The sequence below is a fragment of the Arthrobacter sp. V1I9 genome (assembly GCF_030817075.1).
Taxonomy (GTDB): Bacteria; Actinomycetota; Actinomycetes; order Actinomycetales; family Micrococcaceae; genus Arthrobacter.
The window spans coordinates 3,725,718-3,740,537 of record NZ_JAUSYU010000001.1 but is presented as its reverse complement, the minus strand read 5'-3'; the positions used below and the strand labels follow the sequence as shown (position 1 = coordinate 3,740,537).

At 62.6% G+C, this 14,820-nt stretch carries 16 protein-coding genes and 1 pseudogene; 2 read left to right on the top strand and 15 right to left on the bottom strand.

All coding sequences use genetic code 11. The features are described from left to right. Positions 1 to 82: 82 nt before the first annotated feature. The 14 genes and pseudogenes from QFZ70_RS17495 to QFZ70_RS17435 all read right to left on the bottom strand — a co-directional run bounded on the left by QFZ70_RS17495 (position 83) and on the right by QFZ70_RS17435 (position 11,472). Positions 83 to 1,090: a LacI family DNA-binding transcriptional regulator gene (locus QFZ70_RS17495; RefSeq protein WP_307097435.1), complete on the bottom strand. Its 1,008-nt coding sequence runs from the start codon at positions 1,088 to 1,090 to the stop codon at positions 83 to 85. 269 nt (positions 1,091 to 1,359) lie between these two features. Next, positions 1,360 to 2,184, bottom strand: a complete 825-nt coding sequence (locus QFZ70_RS17490; RefSeq protein WP_307097433.1) for an MFS transporter — start codon at positions 2,182 to 2,184, stop codon at positions 1,360 to 1,362. Next, on the bottom strand, positions 2,163 to 2,705 hold the full coding sequence (locus QFZ70_RS17485; protein WP_307097432.1) for an MFS transporter: 543 nt from the start codon (positions 2,703 to 2,705) through the stop codon (positions 2,163 to 2,165). The genes QFZ70_RS17490 and QFZ70_RS17485 overlap by 22 nt, the downstream gene beginning before the upstream one ends. A gap of 40 nt (positions 2,706 to 2,745) precedes the next feature. Then, positions 2,746 to 4,092 carry a histidinol dehydrogenase gene (hisD, locus tag QFZ70_RS17480; RefSeq protein ID WP_307097431.1) on the bottom strand — a complete coding sequence of 449 codons (1,347 nt, stop codon included), beginning with the start codon at positions 4,090 to 4,092 and terminating at the stop codon, positions 2,746 to 2,748. A gap of 147 nt (positions 4,093 to 4,239) precedes the next feature. Continuing rightward, positions 4,240 to 4,311, bottom strand: a pseudogene (locus QFZ70_RS19025) (recombinase family protein); the annotation flags it as partial. 124 nt (positions 4,312 to 4,435) lie between these two features. Beyond that, positions 4,436 to 5,521, bottom strand: a complete 1,086-nt coding sequence (locus QFZ70_RS17475; protein ID WP_307097430.1) for a TerC family protein — start codon at positions 5,519 to 5,521, stop codon at positions 4,436 to 4,438. 298 nt (positions 5,522 to 5,819) lie between these two features. Next, the gene (locus QFZ70_RS17470) at positions 5,820 to 6,281 is read right to left on the bottom strand and encodes a DUF4383 domain-containing protein (RefSeq protein WP_307097428.1); all 462 of its coding nucleotides are present in this window, start codon (positions 6,279 to 6,281) and stop codon (positions 5,820 to 5,822) included. Then, the gene (locus QFZ70_RS17465) at positions 6,250 to 6,924 is read right to left on the bottom strand and encodes a MarR family winged helix-turn-helix transcriptional regulator (protein WP_307097426.1); all 675 of its coding nucleotides are present in this window, start codon (positions 6,922 to 6,924) and stop codon (positions 6,250 to 6,252) included. The genes QFZ70_RS17470 and QFZ70_RS17465 overlap by 32 nt, the downstream gene beginning before the upstream one ends. Continuing rightward, positions 6,921 to 7,583 carry a DUF3618 domain-containing protein gene (locus QFZ70_RS17460; RefSeq protein ID WP_307097425.1) on the bottom strand — a complete coding sequence of 221 codons (663 nt, stop codon included), beginning with the start codon at positions 7,581 to 7,583 and terminating at the stop codon, positions 6,921 to 6,923. The genes QFZ70_RS17465 and QFZ70_RS17460 overlap by 4 nt, the downstream gene beginning before the upstream one ends. Beyond that, on the bottom strand, positions 7,580 to 8,011 hold the full coding sequence (locus QFZ70_RS17455) for a phage holin family protein (protein WP_307097423.1): 432 nt from the start codon (positions 8,009 to 8,011) through the stop codon (positions 7,580 to 7,582). The genes QFZ70_RS17460 and QFZ70_RS17455 overlap by 4 nt, the downstream gene beginning before the upstream one ends. Continuing rightward, positions 8,011 to 8,853, bottom strand: coding sequence for a hypothetical protein (locus tag QFZ70_RS17450; protein WP_307097422.1), 843 nt, complete (start codon positions 8,851 to 8,853; stop codon positions 8,011 to 8,013). Before QFZ70_RS17450 ends, QFZ70_RS17455 begins: the two co-directional genes overlap by 1 nt. Before the next feature lie 313 nt (positions 8,854 to 9,166). Then, entirely contained in the window at positions 9,167 to 10,066 is a 900-nt protein-coding gene (locus QFZ70_RS17445) for a diacylglycerol kinase family protein (RefSeq protein WP_307097420.1), read from the bottom strand. A 659-nt stretch (positions 10,067 to 10,725) separates the two neighbouring features. Next, positions 10,726 to 10,977, bottom strand: a complete 252-nt coding sequence (locus QFZ70_RS17440) for a hypothetical protein (protein ID WP_307097418.1) — start codon at positions 10,975 to 10,977, stop codon at positions 10,726 to 10,728. A gap of 219 nt (positions 10,978 to 11,196) precedes the next feature. Next, the gene (locus QFZ70_RS17435; RefSeq protein ID WP_307097416.1) at positions 11,197 to 11,472 is read right to left on the bottom strand and encodes a hypothetical protein; all 276 of its coding nucleotides are present in this window, start codon (positions 11,470 to 11,472) and stop codon (positions 11,197 to 11,199) included. Positions 11,473 to 11,652: 180 nt separating this feature from the next. On the opposite strand from QFZ70_RS17435, the gene QFZ70_RS17430 reads away from it, so the two are divergent. After that, positions 11,653 to 12,363, top strand: coding sequence for a TetR/AcrR family transcriptional regulator C-terminal domain-containing protein (locus tag QFZ70_RS17430; protein ID WP_307097415.1), 711 nt, complete (start codon positions 11,653 to 11,655; stop codon positions 12,361 to 12,363). 571 nt (positions 12,364 to 12,934) lie between these two features. Here QFZ70_RS17430 and QFZ70_RS17425 read toward each other — a convergent pair. Then, a complete protein-coding gene (locus QFZ70_RS17425; protein ID WP_307097413.1) occupies positions 12,935 to 13,342 on the bottom strand; it encodes a four-helix bundle copper-binding protein in 408 nt (135 codons plus the stop codon). 356 nt (positions 13,343 to 13,698) lie between these two features. Here QFZ70_RS17425 and QFZ70_RS17420 point away from each other — a divergent pair, with 356 nt between their 5' ends. Further along, positions 13,699 to 14,523 carry an alpha/beta fold hydrolase gene (locus QFZ70_RS17420; RefSeq protein WP_307097929.1) on the top strand — a complete coding sequence of 275 codons (825 nt, stop codon included), beginning with the start codon at positions 13,699 to 13,701 and terminating at the stop codon, positions 14,521 to 14,523. Positions 14,524 to 14,820 lie beyond the last annotated feature (297 nt).

Sequence of the window (14,820 nt, the reverse complement as noted above, 5' to 3'; positions counted from 1 at the left end):
GTGGTCGTGGTGCGTCTGCGCCGTCTGCTTGGGATGGGTACGAGGTGTGGCGAGTGGCTTGCCGGGTTGGTGGAAACCGGGATCAGTTGCTGCCGGTGCGGCCAGCCAGTTCCGTGCTTTTCCGGACGATAAGGTCGCAGGGGAAGTTGATTTGGCGCGGCGCGCTTCTTGGCGCGTGGATCCGGTTGATCATCATTTCTGCTCCGGCGCGGGCCATTTCGCGGCTTGGTTGTCGGACGGTAGTCAGGCTGAATGAGTCCCAGGCGGCCATGTCGACGTCGTCATACCCGATTACCCAGCAGTCCGTGGGTTGAATCTGGTGGGCTCGAAGGGCGTCTAAGGCACCGAAGGCCATGTGGTCGTTGGCGCAGAAGATGGCTTGGGGCCGGTCGGCGCGGGCAAGCAGTCTGTTCGTGACCTGGGCGCTGATGTCGTGGGAAAACATGCCGTCGAACCGGAAGTGTTCTGGCACGGCGTGGCCCTGTTCGGCCATTCTTCCGAGGAATCCCCGTCCGCGTTCGCGGGAGGTACTGGCGTTTTGCGCGCCGCCGATGAAGGCCACGTGTGTCTTGCCGTGAGCCAGCAGGTAATCGGCGACGGCGGCGCCCCCGGCGGTATTGCTGCTGGTGACCTGGTCACAGTCCAGGCCTTCCACCACGCGATTGATGAGGACGATGGGGCTGTTCTTTTCGATGGCTGCCTGCAGCTCCAGTGAATCTTCCGTGGCGGTCGTGAAGATCACTCCGTCGACGGCGTGTTCGCGGATGGCCTTCAGCGCGTCGTGGTGGCTTCCACCGCCGGCGTTCCAGATGACGACACGGAAACCGGCGGCATCAAGTTCGCGGCTTAGTTCATCCAGTACTTCAGGGTAGAACGGGTTTGTGAGGTCAGCGACGACGACGCCGATGGTGTTGGTCCGACGGGTCTTCATGGCTTGGGCGCCGGCGTGCGGCACGTAACCCAGGGTTTCCATGGCTGCCTGTACGCGGGCTTTAGTGGCCGGTGAAAGTTTCGCGGGGGAGGACATCACACGGGAGACCGTTGCTTGGGAAACTCCGGCGAGTTCCGCCACGTCTCGGCTTGTGACCATCGTGCCGTCCTCCATGAGTTGTTTGGTTCCGTTACGGGGGCACCGGAACTGCTGCATTGCGTTCGTTTCAGACTAAGCCAACCGGAGCCCCCACCAGGCCGGTGCCCACACCGTTACGTGAACCTGCCGCCAGTTCCAGAGGCTGATGTCGGTCAATGACGTTTTCTGGTCGGCCTGCGCCGCAAGGAAAGCTGGAATGGCCGGAACGGCGGCTCCTGCTGGTGCAGGCTCCGCCGTTCCGACTGCTTGGTGAGGGTTGGTTTTGCCGCTTAGGCTTTCGTCCCGGTCAGGGCCGGGTCCCTGCCAATTTCGGCCAGATCAAGGTCTTTGGTTTCCTTCGCGAAGGAAACCGAGATCATGGCAACGATCGTTGAGGCGATGATGATCAGTACGACAGGCCAGGTGCCGCCACTCCAAAGGACAAGTGCGCTGGCCAGCGCCGGCATGAACCCGGCGAGCAGGATTGATGCCATCTGGTAACCGATGGAAATTCCGGAGTACCGCACGGCGGTGGGGAACAATTCGCAGTACAGCGCCGGAAGTGGTGCATAGACCAGCGCGTGGCCCAAAGCCAGGAACAGTGCGACGCCGAGGATGATGGTCAGCTGCTGGCCCGCGCCGACCAGCGCGAAAATTGGCCAGGCGGTCAGCACGATTGCCGTGCCGCCGAGCAGGAAGGTCCGCTTGCGGCCGATGCGGTCCGAGAGGCGTCCGAAGACCGGGATCATGATGATGTTCAGGGCAGAACCGATCATGACGGCCGTCAGCCCGTAGTGCTGCGGAACCTTCAGTGTTGTTGTGACGTAGGAGAGGACGAAGACGGTGAAGAGGTAGTAGTTTCCAGCCTCGGCGAAGCGGGCGAAGATGGCGATCAGCAGCGGCTTGCGGTGGTGCGTGAGCAGTTCGGCAATGGGCGCCTTGCGGTGCTGGGCCTCCTTCGCCATCTTTTCCTTCTCGGCAAGGAACTCCGGGCTCTCGGTTGCGTTGAGTCGTATGTAGAGCCCGACTGCGGCGAGCACGATGCTCAGGAGGAAGGGTATGCGCCAGCCCCAGGTCGTGAAGGCATCACCTGTCAGGGCGCCTGCCAGTGCCACGGCTGCGGTGCCCAGGAGCAGCCCGCAGGACACACGCCGATCTGCGGCCAGGAGCCGTAGAAGCCGCGTTTTCCTTTGGGCGCGTTTTCGACGGCGATGATGGCCGCCCCGCCCCATTCCCCGCCCACGGCGAAGCCCTGGGCGAGGCGGAGTACGCAGAGCAGGATGGGCGCCAGCACCCCGACCGCCTCGTAGGTGGGGAGCATGCCGATCAGTGCTGTGGAGGCGGTCATGATGGCGAATGTGAGGATCAGGGTCGATTTCCGTCCGATCCGGTCACCGAGGTGGCCGGCGACGAACGCGCCCAGGGGGCGGGCAATGAATCCGACACCGAACGTTGCCAGGGCCGCGATCTGGGAAATGCTGGGATCCATTGCGGGAAAGAAGAGGGGTCCGAAGACCAGCGCCGCAGCGGTGGCGTATACGGTGTACTCGTACCATTCAACGACCGCGCCGATGGTGCCGGAGAACAGGGTCCGTCGGCGGACTTGTTCCATTGTCATGGACTTCTTGTCTGACATGGCAAAACTCGATTCTTGAGAAAGTGATCGGGGGTTCTTGTCAGTTCCCGAAGGTATGGTCGGACCAGGGCAGGGTGGTGCCGCGGTATTTCGCGGCCCGGACGTCGCCGGAGCGGGCGTGTCCTTCGAACCGTTCCACGCGGGAGGCGCGTCCGCAGAGTTCACCGAAGAAGGCGCTGGATTCGGTATTGGTCACTTCCTGGTAGGTGACAGTGCGCAGGTACTTGCCGACCCAGAGGCCACCGGTGTAGCGGGCGGCGCCGCGGGTGGGCAGCACGTGGTTGGTGCCGATGACTTTGTCTCCGTAGGAGACGCAGGTTCCTTCGCCCAGGAAAAGCGCGCCGTAGTCGTGCATCTTTTCCAGTGCTTCGCGTGGGTTTTCCGTGAGGATCTGTACGTGTTCGTAGGCGTACTCGTCCCCCAGGACGTAGGCGTCGTCGAGGCTTTCAACCACGTGGACGGCACCCCAGTCGCGCCAGGCCGCACCTGCGTAGTCGCGGGTCGGCATGTCCACGAGGATCGTATCGATGTGCTCAATGACCTTCCGGCCCAGCTCCTCGCTGGTGGTGATCAGGACGGCAGGTGAGTCGGGGCCGTGCTCTGCCTGGGACAGGAGGTCGACGGCGACGATGAACGGGTCGGCGTGCTCGTCGGCAATGATCAGCACTTCTGTGGGACCGGCGAAGAGGTCGATGCCCACCTCGCCGAAGAGTTGGCGTTTGGCCTCTGCCACAAAGGCGTTGCCGGGTCCGGCCAGCATGTTGACCGGCTTGATGGTCTCGGTGCCGATGGCGAGGGCCGCAACGGCCTGGATACCGCCGAGGAGGTAAATCTCGTCCGCGCCGGCCAGATACATCGCAGCGACGGTGGCGTCGGGGACTTCACCCTGGATCAGCGGGGTGCAGGCAGCGACGCGTTCCACGCCCGCGACCTTGGCGGTGATGATGGTCATGTGCGCGCTGGCCAGCAACGGGTACTTCCCGCCCGGGATGTACGCGCCGGCGGCCTGGATGGGAACGTTCTTCTGGCCCAGGAAGACACCTGGCATTGTCTCGATCTCGAAGTCGCTCAGTGACTCAAGCTGCTTCTGGGCCATCGTCCGAACCTGTTCCTGGACAAACTTGATGTCCTCGATGGTCTGTTCCGGAACGCGGGCCATGATCTCGTCCAACTGCTCCTTGGTAAGCAGGAAGGACTCGGGTGCATACTTGTCGAACTTCTCGGAGTATTCGCGGACAGCGGCGTCGCCGCGTTCACGAATGTCCGCAATGACGCCCTCCACGGTGGCGCGCACCTCGGGAGTGCTGCCCCGGTTGATGCTGTTCTGGGCCGGCTCCTTCAACATCACGGAGTCCACGGCCGAGCTGATTGCTGCTGTAACTGTCATGAGGATTTACCTTCCATCGTCATTGATGGGCGACCCTAGTAGCGCCCCGGACCAGACACTCAGGTCTGCCTGATCAACAACTGTATACGTATACATTTGAGCGCACAAGACTTTTACCGAAAAAATGTATACGTATGCACAAAAGCTCTCCTTGACGAACTCCACACGCACGCCTTTGCGGGTGAGACTCTGGACCAGAGCCCGCAGGTCGTCGAGGTCAAGCGTGCTGACCCGCGCGTACCCAAATCGCTGTCCGTTGACCGCCTCCTTTCTCTTGCAGCTAATCTTTCTCAGCTACTCATCTGCTCCCTCCGGCTGCCCCTGTCGCAGCCCCGCACTGCTACTACTTGACGGTCCCCGCTGCTGTGGCACTCGTGGTCTCGGCGGCGTCAGATTCCGCCTTTCGGCCCTTCGCGTCAGCTGCGGTCACCTGCTCGCCGTCCACCTGGTGGCGGTCGTTCTTCTCCGCGTCGCCGCGGGTCTTGCGCAGGCTCGCGATGGTGGCGACGGCGATGGTGATTCCGATGAACAGCAGTGAGAACCAGATGGGGATCTCGGGCGCCCAAAGGAGCGGCTGGCCGCCGTTGATGAAGGACAGTTCGTTGACGTGCAGGGCATGGAAAACTAGTTTTACGCCGATGAACGCGAGGATGACGGCGAGTCCCTGCGCGAGGTAGATCAGTCGTTCGAGCAGTCCGCCGATGAGGAAGAACAGCTGGCGCAGGCCCATCAGCGCGAAGGCGTTGGCCGTGAAGACGATGTACGCCTCGTTGGTCAGGCCGTAGATCGCGGGGATGGAATCGACAGCGAAGATGAGGTCCACGAAACCGATCGCGATGATGGTCAGCAGCATCGGCGTGACGAACCGCGTGCCGCCCTTCTTCACGGTGAGCCTGTCCTGGTGGTACTCGTCGGTCACAGGCAGAACGCGGCGCACGAACCCCATGAACCTGCCGTCGGCCGGGTTGGAGTCGTGGCTGCCGAACGCCTGCTTGTAGGCCAGCACGAGCAGCAGGGCGCCGAAGAGGTAGAAGATCCACGAGAAGTTCTCGATCAGTCCCGCGCCGATGGCGATGAACCCGCCGCGGAGGATCAGGGCGATGATGATGCCGATCATCAGCACTTTCTGCTGGTACTTTTTCGGTACCGCGAAGCCGGCCATCACGATGAGGAAGACGAAGAGGTTGTCGATCGACAGGGCCTTCTCGGTGAGATAGCCCGCGAAGTACTCGCCGCCGAACGTCCAGCCCGAGACCGCTCCGATGCCGACGCCGAACAGCAGCGCGAGGCCGATGTAGAAGGCGGACCAGCGGGCCGATTCGCCGATGGTCGGTTCGTGGGGTTTACGAACGTGTGCGAAGAACTCGTAGACGAAGAAGAGGATCGTCACGGCAATGGTGATTAACCAAATCAGGGGTGTGACCTGCATGAGGGGCGCTCCAAAGGGTAGGCGTCGGACATAGGCGCCAAGGTCTCCTCCGCCCGGACATAACCGGAACCGATGACCCGGGATGCATTGGTGCATCCGTAGTGACGGGTCAATCGCAGACGGGAGTACTCCCCTTGATACGAAAATCCTAACGCAGGCGCACCTGCCCTATCCACCACCGCTGCAGGTACTGTTCTACGCTGCGGGTGCTTTGCCTTGGAGGTAAGAACGGCCCCCGGGAGCCGAAGGCTGCCGAAGGCCGTTCTTGAACCTGGCGATTAGCCCGGTGGTTCTGCTCTTAACGGGTGGTTGCACCCCGGCTGCGGTACGTTTCGCGGGAGAGCAGGATGGCCAGGGCGATCATGGCGATGCCGAGGACGAAGTGAAGCCAGTTGTCTGCGTTGTTGACGGGGACGAAGTTGGCGGGGGTGTCGTGGCCGATGATGAGTCCGTAGAGCCAGAGGATCAGGTAGATGACTCCGCCGTAGAGCAGGAAGTTCCGCGCCTGGTCGTTGATGCGCGACATCAGGATCCCCGCGACGCCGAAGAGGAGGTGGACGATGTTGTGCAGGACCGAGACCTGGAAGATGCCCAGGAGCAGCGCCCCGGAGTCGTGTCCGGCGAATGAGAGCGTGTCGTAGTTGCTGGTGATGCCCGGGATGAAGCCGAGGATTCCCACCAGCAGGAAGACCGCGCCTACTGCCTGGGCTGCTTTTTGGAGTTTTGTTTTAGGTCCGGTCGTGCGGTTTGTTGTGGTCATTGGTGTGCTCCTGGCTCATTGGGGTGTGTGCTTGTGATGTCCGGGTGAATCCCAGGGAACCGGGGCGGCGCCCGCGGGTTCCACTGCGGGGGAGTGAAGAGTGCTCGGTGTTTCTGAGTTGGGTGATGTGTTGTTCGAGTTGGCGGCGGAACTCAGCGTCGGCGTCGGCTTCGGGTAGCGCCTGAACCAGGCCCTCGGCCGTGGAGAGGGCAGCCTGACCGGCTTCGGTGAGGCGGATGTTGGCGCTTCGGCCATCCCTTGCGCGTTCCTTGGCGAGGAACCCGAGTTCTTGAAGGCGCCGCAGGACCTTTCCCAGGCTTTGCCTGCTCACGCAGAGCATGGCCGCGACATCAGTGGCGGTGGCGGGTTGCAGTTCCGCAACCGCTTCGAGCGCATCCAGTCCGCCCTTCGTGAGTTTGAGGCGGGCCAGTTGCCGGTTCAGCCGGCGTTCGGTAAGCCGCGCGGCGATGCTGACGAGCCGGTGCGTGGCCCACTGCTCCGGGCCGGGGTGCGGCAAAGCATTCATGTGCCGGGGGCCGCCGGCGTGAAACTGCTCCGGCTCCGGCCCCGGCTTTTGCTTCGGGTCCGGTAGCCGCCCCGCCGGGTTGGGGGGCGGCACGGGAACCTTTCCCTGGCCGCTCACGCGTTCGTGACGTTGTCCTTGGCGTCGGTGGCGCGGTCTTTGACGTCGGTGACGGCGCTTTGGCCTTCGGCTTTGACGTTTTGGGCGGCGTCAGCGGCGGTGGCTTTGACGCTTTCCATGGCTTCCTGGGCTGGTTCCTTCAGGTCCTGGACCATGTCCTTGGCCGCGTCGGTGACCTTGCCGGCGAGGGGCTCGGCGGCGGTTTTGAGCTGCTGGGCGGCTTCGCGTTCCTTTTGGCTGGCCGGGATCAGGGACGAGACGAGCATCCCGGCGCCGAACGCGATCAGGCCGGCGGCCAGGGGGTTGCCCTGGGTTTTGGCTTTGACCTGGTCCGGTGCGTGCGAGATCGCGGTGCCTGCGTCGCTGAGTTTGGCGGCGACGTTGTCCTTGGCCCCGTGGAGGGAGTCGCCGGTGCTGTGCAGGGCGTTCCCGGTGTGGCCGGTGCCGGAGGAGACCTTGTCCTGGACGGTGGTGGTGGCGGTGTCTGCTGCTCCCATGATTTTCTCCTTCACCCCGACGACGGCGTCTTTTACCTTGTCGGTTTGGCGGTGGACGATGTTGGAGGGGGTGACTTTGTCGGCGACCGCGTCCACGTTGGTGCCCAGGCGGGCGCGGGTTTCTTCAATGTCTGCACGGATTGCGTCCGGGTTATCGCTCATCGGTTTACCTCACCTGGTTTTAGGGTTGGGGGAATCTCGGAAAGGGTTTCGCTGGTCTGGGGGATGCCTTTGATCTGTTTGAGTTCCTTGCGGCCGATCGAGGCCAGGACCGCGGCGATGATGCCCCAGATCACGGCGACGATCACGGCGGCCCAGCCCAGCGGCATCAGCGCGCCCAGGGCGAACATGAGTGCCAGGGACAGGAAGACCAGGACGAAGTGCCCGGCGACGCCGGCGCCGGCGAGCATGCCGCCGCCTTTGCCTGCCTTGGTGGCGGACTGCTTCACTTCGGCCTTGGCCAGTTCGACTTCCTGGCGCATCAGGGTGGACAGGTCCCGGGTGACATCACCCAGCAACTCACCCAGCGACGCGTTATCCGCCTTCACATGCGCCTCACTTGGCGGGGGCTCGGGTATTTGGCTGCTCATTAGAGTCCGCCTGACTGCCCGCCGGCGCGACGGTCCCGGGCGAGCGGATCGTCATCGAACGGATCAGCGGCAAGCCGGGGGTCACCCAGGGGGTCCTCAGCTGACCGGTTGCCGGACCACGGCTCCTCGTCCACCAGTTCCGGGCTGCCCAGCGGGCTGGCCGCAGGCGTCGTCGGGCTGGTGTATGTGGACGGGGTGGTCGGCTCGTCGTAGAAGGGCTCCCCGATACCGGCGATGACGACCGTTTCGGTAGCCGGGGGCTGGACAGGCCGGGGCGGGACGTCAACGTCGGTTGCCGGGGCGGTGGCCACTGCAGTGAGGCCGCGGGTGAGGCGGCCTGCGAGCATACCTGCCCCCGCGGCAAGAAGCAGGAACGTGCCCGGCTTGCGGCGGGCGAAGGACTGCAGTTCACTCAGCATGGCTGCCGGTTCCCTGTTCTCGACCCAGGAAGCAATAGATTCGGAGCGCTGGGCTGCCTGGCGGATCAGGTCACTTGCGAGGCCCGGCTGATCAGGAGCGTCAGCCATGCTCTGGAGCTGGCTGGAGATCGCCCGGATGCCTTCGGCGGCCTTTTGCTGCTGGGTGCCGGCCTGGCTGGAAAGCCCCGACTTCGCCTGCGACAGCAGGTCCTGCGCACTGGACTTGGCCTCGGAAGCGATGTTTGCAGCTTCCTCCTTGGCAGTCTGGGCGACACCCTGGGCTGCCTCTTTGGCCTGCCCCGCGACGTGGGCTGCCTCATCCTTGACTGCTTCGGATTTGCTCGACGCAGGGGAGTCCGGTGTCACGGGACTGGGATCCACTGGTGCGGACCCGGGAACGGATGTCCATTGGTTTTCGGTCATGATTACCCTCTTTCCATGGTCAGTTGTTGCTGACGATCGCGCGCTCTGCTTGATAGTAAGCATGTTTACTAATTAGATAGTAAGCACACTTGCTATCTATGACGCAAGGTGGCGCATTGGACGGTGCCTTCCTCTTGCTGCCTGTGACGTCGGCGTTTACGGGTCGGCTGTGGCACCCCCCCGTCAGGGCGGTGCAATAGCCGAGCCCTCCCGGAGTATCAGGACTTCGCAAGGTCTTGGGGCTGGTGCCCGAACCATGCTGCCGTGCCGGCGGTTCCCGCATCTAAGCCGGCCACGTGGATTGTTTGTGCGGTTACCCGAGCGTCGCGAGGGCGGCGGGTGAACATTCGATAGTGACCGGGGTATTTGCTTCGACGGATTTTACTTCTCCGTCGATTTGGTAGGGGATGGGTTTGAGGGTGGTGAACCGGTAGCTGCTGACGCTGGGCTGGTCCCCGAGGCCCTGGGTGGCGGCCCGCAACGCTGTCAGCAGCACGCGGAGCTTTGACCGGTGGGGGAAGATGACTACTTCAAACTTTCCGTCGGCGGCGGCGTCGTTGGCTTCGCTGAGAGTGGCGTACTTGGCCATTTCGGCGATGTTGGCCAGGACGAGACTGTCGAACTTGCGTCGTTTGCCGTTTGCTTGCCGGATTTCGAACGGTTTGAATTTCGAGAAGGTGCGTATCACGGAGAACATCTCCTTCAAGGCGCCTTTACTGCCTGTTTCGAGGTCGATGGCCATGACCGGTGTCAGGCCGAATCCGATGTAGGAGTGGGCGTATTCCACCGGCACCTGGCCGTTCGCGCCTGTTGTCATCTTCAGGAGGTCGATGCGCCGCACGTTGCCGCCGGCGATGGCTGCCTCAAGCGGTTGGGTGCGTGTGGTCCGGCGGTGGTCGTTGGCATTGCCGGCTGCCTTCACGGCACAAACGGCGTTCGGGTTGCCCGCCTGCATGACACCGTTCACCACCTCGTTATAGCCGCCGTCGCCGCTGACGGAGACGACCAGCACGTTGCGGCCGCCGGCCGCTGCTTCACGGGCAAGTTCGACCGCGTGGCCGGCGTGTGCAGTGGGTTGGAGTTCGACGTCGACAGCGTACGGGAGTAGGTCCCCCAAGCTGGCTTTGAGCTCCTCAGCGAGTTTGGGCGCATCACCGGTGCTGTTGGGGTTGAAAATGACGACGATTGAGTCGAAGGTCCGTGCAGTGCTCATTGCGCGCTCCGTGGGTTTTCTGTGATTTTCTGATCGACCCGCATATCGTTACGGGCCGAACGGTCGTCGACCAGCGTTTCGCGGATGTCTTGGCGGTGGCGGTCAGTAGTACGGGCCGCTTGCGGCGGGGCAGGACTCGTGTCTAGCTGTTTCCGGTATGGACGATGCTTCCGGGGTCCTTGGTGGGCCGGGGCGTCGGCGAGGCCCTCCAGGCGGGTAGCGGTTAGCGGGGCAGTTCCACCTGGAACCCGCACCGGCAACGCATGACCTTCATGGTGAGGAAGGCCGCCAGAGTGTCCAGAGCGCCAAGCTGGCCGAGAAATGTCCGAAAAATGGTTTCGGCCCGAGGGCCAGGCAGATTCATGAGTTCGCCGCAGTGAAGGTGAGCACCGCTCCAGTGAGACAGGTCCTCAGGCTTTGCCGAACGGGGTGGAACGGTGGCGATATGTTCTGCGGTGGTGTCAAAGACTCTGGACTGGCGGCACTTGAAGCAGTGGAGGGCGACGGCGAGAATGCCCGTTCGCCAGTCGCTAACGGCTGGGGATTGAACTGCCAAATAAATGTCGGTGTCGCACCCGGCGCACCACGGCTGCTTTCCCCGTGGCTGATGGGCCTCACGGGGAATATAGGTGTTCGAGGATGTGGTCATGCCCGAAGGTTCAGACCACGGCCTGGTAGCTGGAGAGAATGTAGTCCGCAGCGGCCGGGCCCTTCATCTTCAGGCACTGGCCGGGGCTGACGCGCTGGTTCATCGCGGCCCAAAAGGTGCGCTCCGCCTTCGGGGTGGTACCGGACAGGTAGCACCAGCTGGTGTACAAGCCGTAAAGGGAATCCCCGTTGAGAGTGGAATCGCACTCCCGGTCAAGGTAGGTGGCTTCGCTGAGGAACTGGTCGAACTGTGAATGTGCCATGAGGGCTCTTTTCACTACGGTGCAGATCTCCGCCGTTCGGCTACAGCGGCCTAAAAACTCAGATGCCTTGCACGGGACATTGAGCGTACTGCCGGGACCATGAGGTCAGTGTTGCTCCGGCAGGCTAATACATAAGGTGAAGCAGATGACTCTGGCGCAGCATCCGTGTGGATGCTGCGCCAGGATCAGCATTCCCGGCGGGGCCGGGAGGGCGCGCGTTTAGGCGTGGTTGTTGTGGACGCGGTTGCCGGCCTTGGCCAGGCCGCGGGCGATCATTAGACCGACAGTGAGCCAAGTGATGTACTGCATCGCGTCATTGGCGTTGAAAACATCGACGCCGTTTTCGCTGGCGTCGTCCCCAACAACGGCCGCGGTAATGATCGTGGCGATCACTGCAGCGACGTAGACAGCGAACTCGAGGGTCCGGGTCGAGATCTTGATGTCATTGGCGTTGCGGACGGTGCTGGTGTGCGTGTTCTGGGTTTGGGTCGTCATGTGGTTCTCCTTGGGTGATGTGAGCAGCCCTGAGCGGCTATGCAAACTCTGATCCCTGTACTGAAACCATGTCGACAACTTCTCTACGCTGTAGACGTTACGCGTAGACTAGATAATAAGCAAGCTTACGCATCCGTAAACATGGGGTGGGCCTGACGCAATCAACAGGACGGTTCCTCCATGGCTTCCCCCGAGCACACTCCCAACAGCCCAGTTCCCCGGAAGGCTCGCCTGAGCAGGGACGTCGTCCTTTCCGCCGCGTTGAAGCTGGTGGATGCCGAGGGCCTGGATGCACTCACTATGCGCCGGTTGGGCCAGGAACTGGGGCGGGACCCCATGAGTCTCTACCGCTATGCAGCCAACCGGGCAGCCCTGCTGGACGGGGTCACCGAAATGGTGCTGAACGAACTGGCGATCTTCGCCGATGACCCTGACTGGCAGGCCCAACTGCGCCGGATCGCCCACGACCTCCGGCTCCTTGCCCTGCGCCACCCCAACGTCGTGCCCCTGCTGGTCACCCGCCCCCTGTCCACTCCTTTGGGCCTGCGCCCACTGGGCACACTTCGCCCCTTGGAACAGATCCTGGCGCTGCTGATAACGGCAGGCTTCAACCCCGCTGATGCCCTGCACGTCTACCGCGCCTACTACGGGTTCCTTTACGGCCACATCCTCAATGAACTGCAGGAATACATCGTGGACCCGGACGAGAACGAAGCCATCCTCCGCCTTGGCCTGCATCGCCTGCCGGCAAAAGAGTTCCCGCACCTGCGCGCACTGGGGCCGGTCCTCGCGCAGTACGACGGTGACGCTGAGCTTGATCAAGGACTGAGCATCCTGCTCTCGGGCCTTGCCACACAACTGTCAGGACCGCACCCAAAGCCGCTGGCTTAAAACGCGTTCCGCCGCAGCGGAGATGAACCTCCCGAAGGGCATGCGGCCCCTCCCTCGGCAATTTCAAAACGACGATTGTGATGATTCGTCAAGCCATCGTTCCACGGTGGGGGAGAGGTCATGATCTCCTGGACCGGCCAGTGGAGTCTGAAAGATAGGCGGCATGGATAAACGTGTTGAAGTGGGATCGACGGTCGACCGGAAACGGTCCTGGAGGTTCGCGTGGAACTGGTCGCGCCGCTGCGGCCGGTCGACGGCGAAATTTCGGAAGCCCTTCAGTGGCTTCCAAAGCAGGAGGGCGAAGAACCGAATGACAGGCCAGGAGGATCTCTCCCTTGACCAACTGCTGGCGCTTGGCAGACAGCCCGTCTGCACTGAAGCTCGCCGCGGCAGTTAGCTGTTGTATCTCCTGTTCGGTCATTGCCGAGCCGTCCGGGGGCAAAGGCGTTATCGACTATGGAGAATTTGGGCAATCCTCGCCGGCCCTAACCCGGAAGAATGCCGCCTGACCACTCAATGGCCGAAGCATGGACGAACACCGCCGTCTGAACCAGCGGTTGACCAAATTCTCTTATCCTGAGGCCAGCATGGTGTTGCAGGCGGCTTCGCAGCGGCGGCAGGCTTCGGCGCAGATCCGGCAGTGCTCGTGCATGCCTGCGTGCTTTTCGCACTCTTCGGCGCAGGCGGCACATGCTGCCCGGCACGCCTCTAGTGCGGCAAGGGTGATGGATGTCTGTCCGCCGGTCTGCCGCGTCAGGATGTTTCCTGTCGCGGCGCAGACATCGCCGCAGTCCAGGTCTGTGCGGATGCATGCGGCGAGTTCTGCGACCATGTCTTCACCCAGACACGCGTCCGCGCAGGCCGTGCACATCTGAGCACACTCGAAGCACGCAGCAATACACTCGGCCAGGCTGTCTTTGCTCGGGGCCTTGTCCCCCTGCGGGTGGGCGTTGAGCATGGCGCTGATGTGGTGGCTCATCTTTGGCTCCTGTCGCTGGGCGAGAGGACAGCCGGGCCGTTCCCAGCCGTCCCCTTCACCCTAGACCGGCGGCGGTGGGGCCAACAGGGTCAAAGGAGCGGCAAATTCTGTGGTCGTTGCCCGGGTGCATTCACAAAGGTCGTTGTGCTTATGCCGGGTATATGCCCGTTGCCGCTTGGCCGACAACGCTCTGATCGCGATCGTGGTCCCTGTCGGAGGAGTCGCGTAAGCCGGGTCACATCTAATGGGCTGAATCAACGTCACCTTGGTAATAGTGTGAGGATCCCTAGGATTCTCTATTTCCCGTCGATAGTATCTGGGACAGGACGCCACCCTACGTGAGGGTCAGTGAGAACGTGATCGAAGGAGTTGCTGCGGTAATCGGCCGGAACAATGTCACCATTATCGGCCGGGATGATGGGCCTGTGATGATGTTTGCCCACGGTTTTGGCTGCGATCAGGCTATGTGGCGGAAGCTGCTGCCCTATTTCGTTGATGATTACCGGCTGGTGCTTTTTGATCACGTTGGTGCCGGACACTCTGACATCAGCGCCTACGATTGGGAAAAGTACGGATCCCTAGATGGGTACGCGGCGGACCTGCTGGAGATTTGTGCCGCTCTTGAACTTGAGGACGTCATCCTGGTGGGCCACAGTGTCAGCACGATGATCGCTGTGATAGCCGCAGTGCAAGACCCCAACCGTTTCTCCCACCTGGCCCTGCTTGCTCCTTCACCCCGTCACACGGACGACCCGTACGACGGCTACGTGGGCGGGTTTTCGCGGGAAGACATCGAGGGCCTGCTGGCAGCTCTGGACAGCAACTATTTCGCCTGGGCCGCGGCCTTGGCGCCCGTGGTTATGGGCAACCCGCAGGAGCCGGAATTAGCGGAAGACCTGCGTACCAGCTTCTGCCGGACAAATCCGTCCATCGCGCGGCACTTCGCCGGGGTAACTTTTTTCTCCGATACCCGCCCTCAATTGAAAAAGTTGCGCACCAGCTGCCTGATTCTGCAGTGCTCCGACGATCGGCTTGCCCCGCCGGAAGTCGGCGCCTACCTGCACAAGAATCTGGAACACAGCACCTTGGTGCAGCTTCAGGCCACCGGGCACTGCCCCCACGTCAGCGCTCCGGAGGAAACGGCCCGGGCGATTCTGCGCTACCTCGACACCAGTGCGTAAGCGGACAGCGCCGGAGCTCCGCGGATAGCTTCAGTGCAGCACCTTCGGGCCGAGGAGCCCTCGGATCAGAAGCGCCCACGGCCTGGAGGTAGTTGACTTTCTTGACGCCGACCGAGCAGGTAACAACTCTCTGGCCGTACTTTCCTGGAATGACAGCTCGAGGCACCACGGTCAAGCGCCGGCCCATAGTGCTCAACCCGTTCCGAAAATGAGCGTGGCTGGTACTGGGATGCAAGCACTCTGAGCCCGTCGGCACGGACGGCAGCATCCGCAACCGCGTAGAGGGCGCTACTTAGC

Bases quoted from the DNA above. Each gene is read 5' to 3' on its own strand.
- QFZ70_RS17475 (WP_307097430.1), bottom strand. From the start codon at position 5,521: ATGCAGGTCACACCCCTGATTTGGTTAATCACCATTGCCGTGACGATC.
- hisD (WP_307097431.1), bottom strand. From the start codon at position 4,092: ATGACAGTTACAGCAGCAATCAGCTCGGCCGTGGACTCCGTGATGTTG.
- QFZ70_RS17470 (WP_307097428.1), bottom strand. From the start codon at position 6,281: ATGACCACAACAAACCGCACGACCGGACCTAAAACAAAACTCCAAAAA.
- QFZ70_RS17440 (WP_307097418.1), bottom strand. From the start codon at position 10,977: ATGGCACATTCACAGTTCGACCAGTTCCTCAGCGAAGCCACCTACCTT.
- QFZ70_RS17485 (WP_307097432.1), bottom strand. From the start codon at position 2,705: ATGTCAGACAAGAAGTCCATGACAATGGAACAAGTCCGCCGACGGACC.
- QFZ70_RS17425 (WP_307097413.1), bottom strand. From the start codon at position 13,342: ATGAGCCACCACATCAGCGCCATGCTCAACGCCCACCCGCAGGGGGAC.
- QFZ70_RS17450 (WP_307097422.1), bottom strand. From the start codon at position 8,853: ATGACCGAAAACCAATGGACATCCGTTCCCGGGTCCGCACCAGTGGAT.
- QFZ70_RS17430 (WP_307097415.1), top strand. From the start codon at position 11,653: ATGGCTTCCCCCGAGCACACTCCCAACAGCCCAGTTCCCCGGAAGGCT.
- QFZ70_RS17435 (WP_307097416.1), bottom strand. From the start codon at position 11,472: ATGACGACCCAAACCCAGAACACGCACACCAGCACCGTCCGCAACGCC.
- QFZ70_RS17445 (WP_307097420.1), bottom strand. From the start codon at position 10,066: ATGAGCACTGCACGGACCTTCGACTCAATCGTCGTCATTTTCAACCCC.
- QFZ70_RS17495 (WP_307097435.1), bottom strand. From the start codon at position 1,090: ATGGTCACAAGCCGAGACGTGGCGGAACTCGCCGGAGTTTCCCAAGCA.
- QFZ70_RS17455 (WP_307097423.1), bottom strand. From the start codon at position 8,011: ATGAGCAGCCAAATACCCGAGCCCCCGCCAAGTGAGGCGCATGTGAAG.
- QFZ70_RS17460 (WP_307097425.1), bottom strand. From the start codon at position 7,583: ATGAGCGATAACCCGGACGCAATCCGTGCAGACATTGAAGAAACCCGC.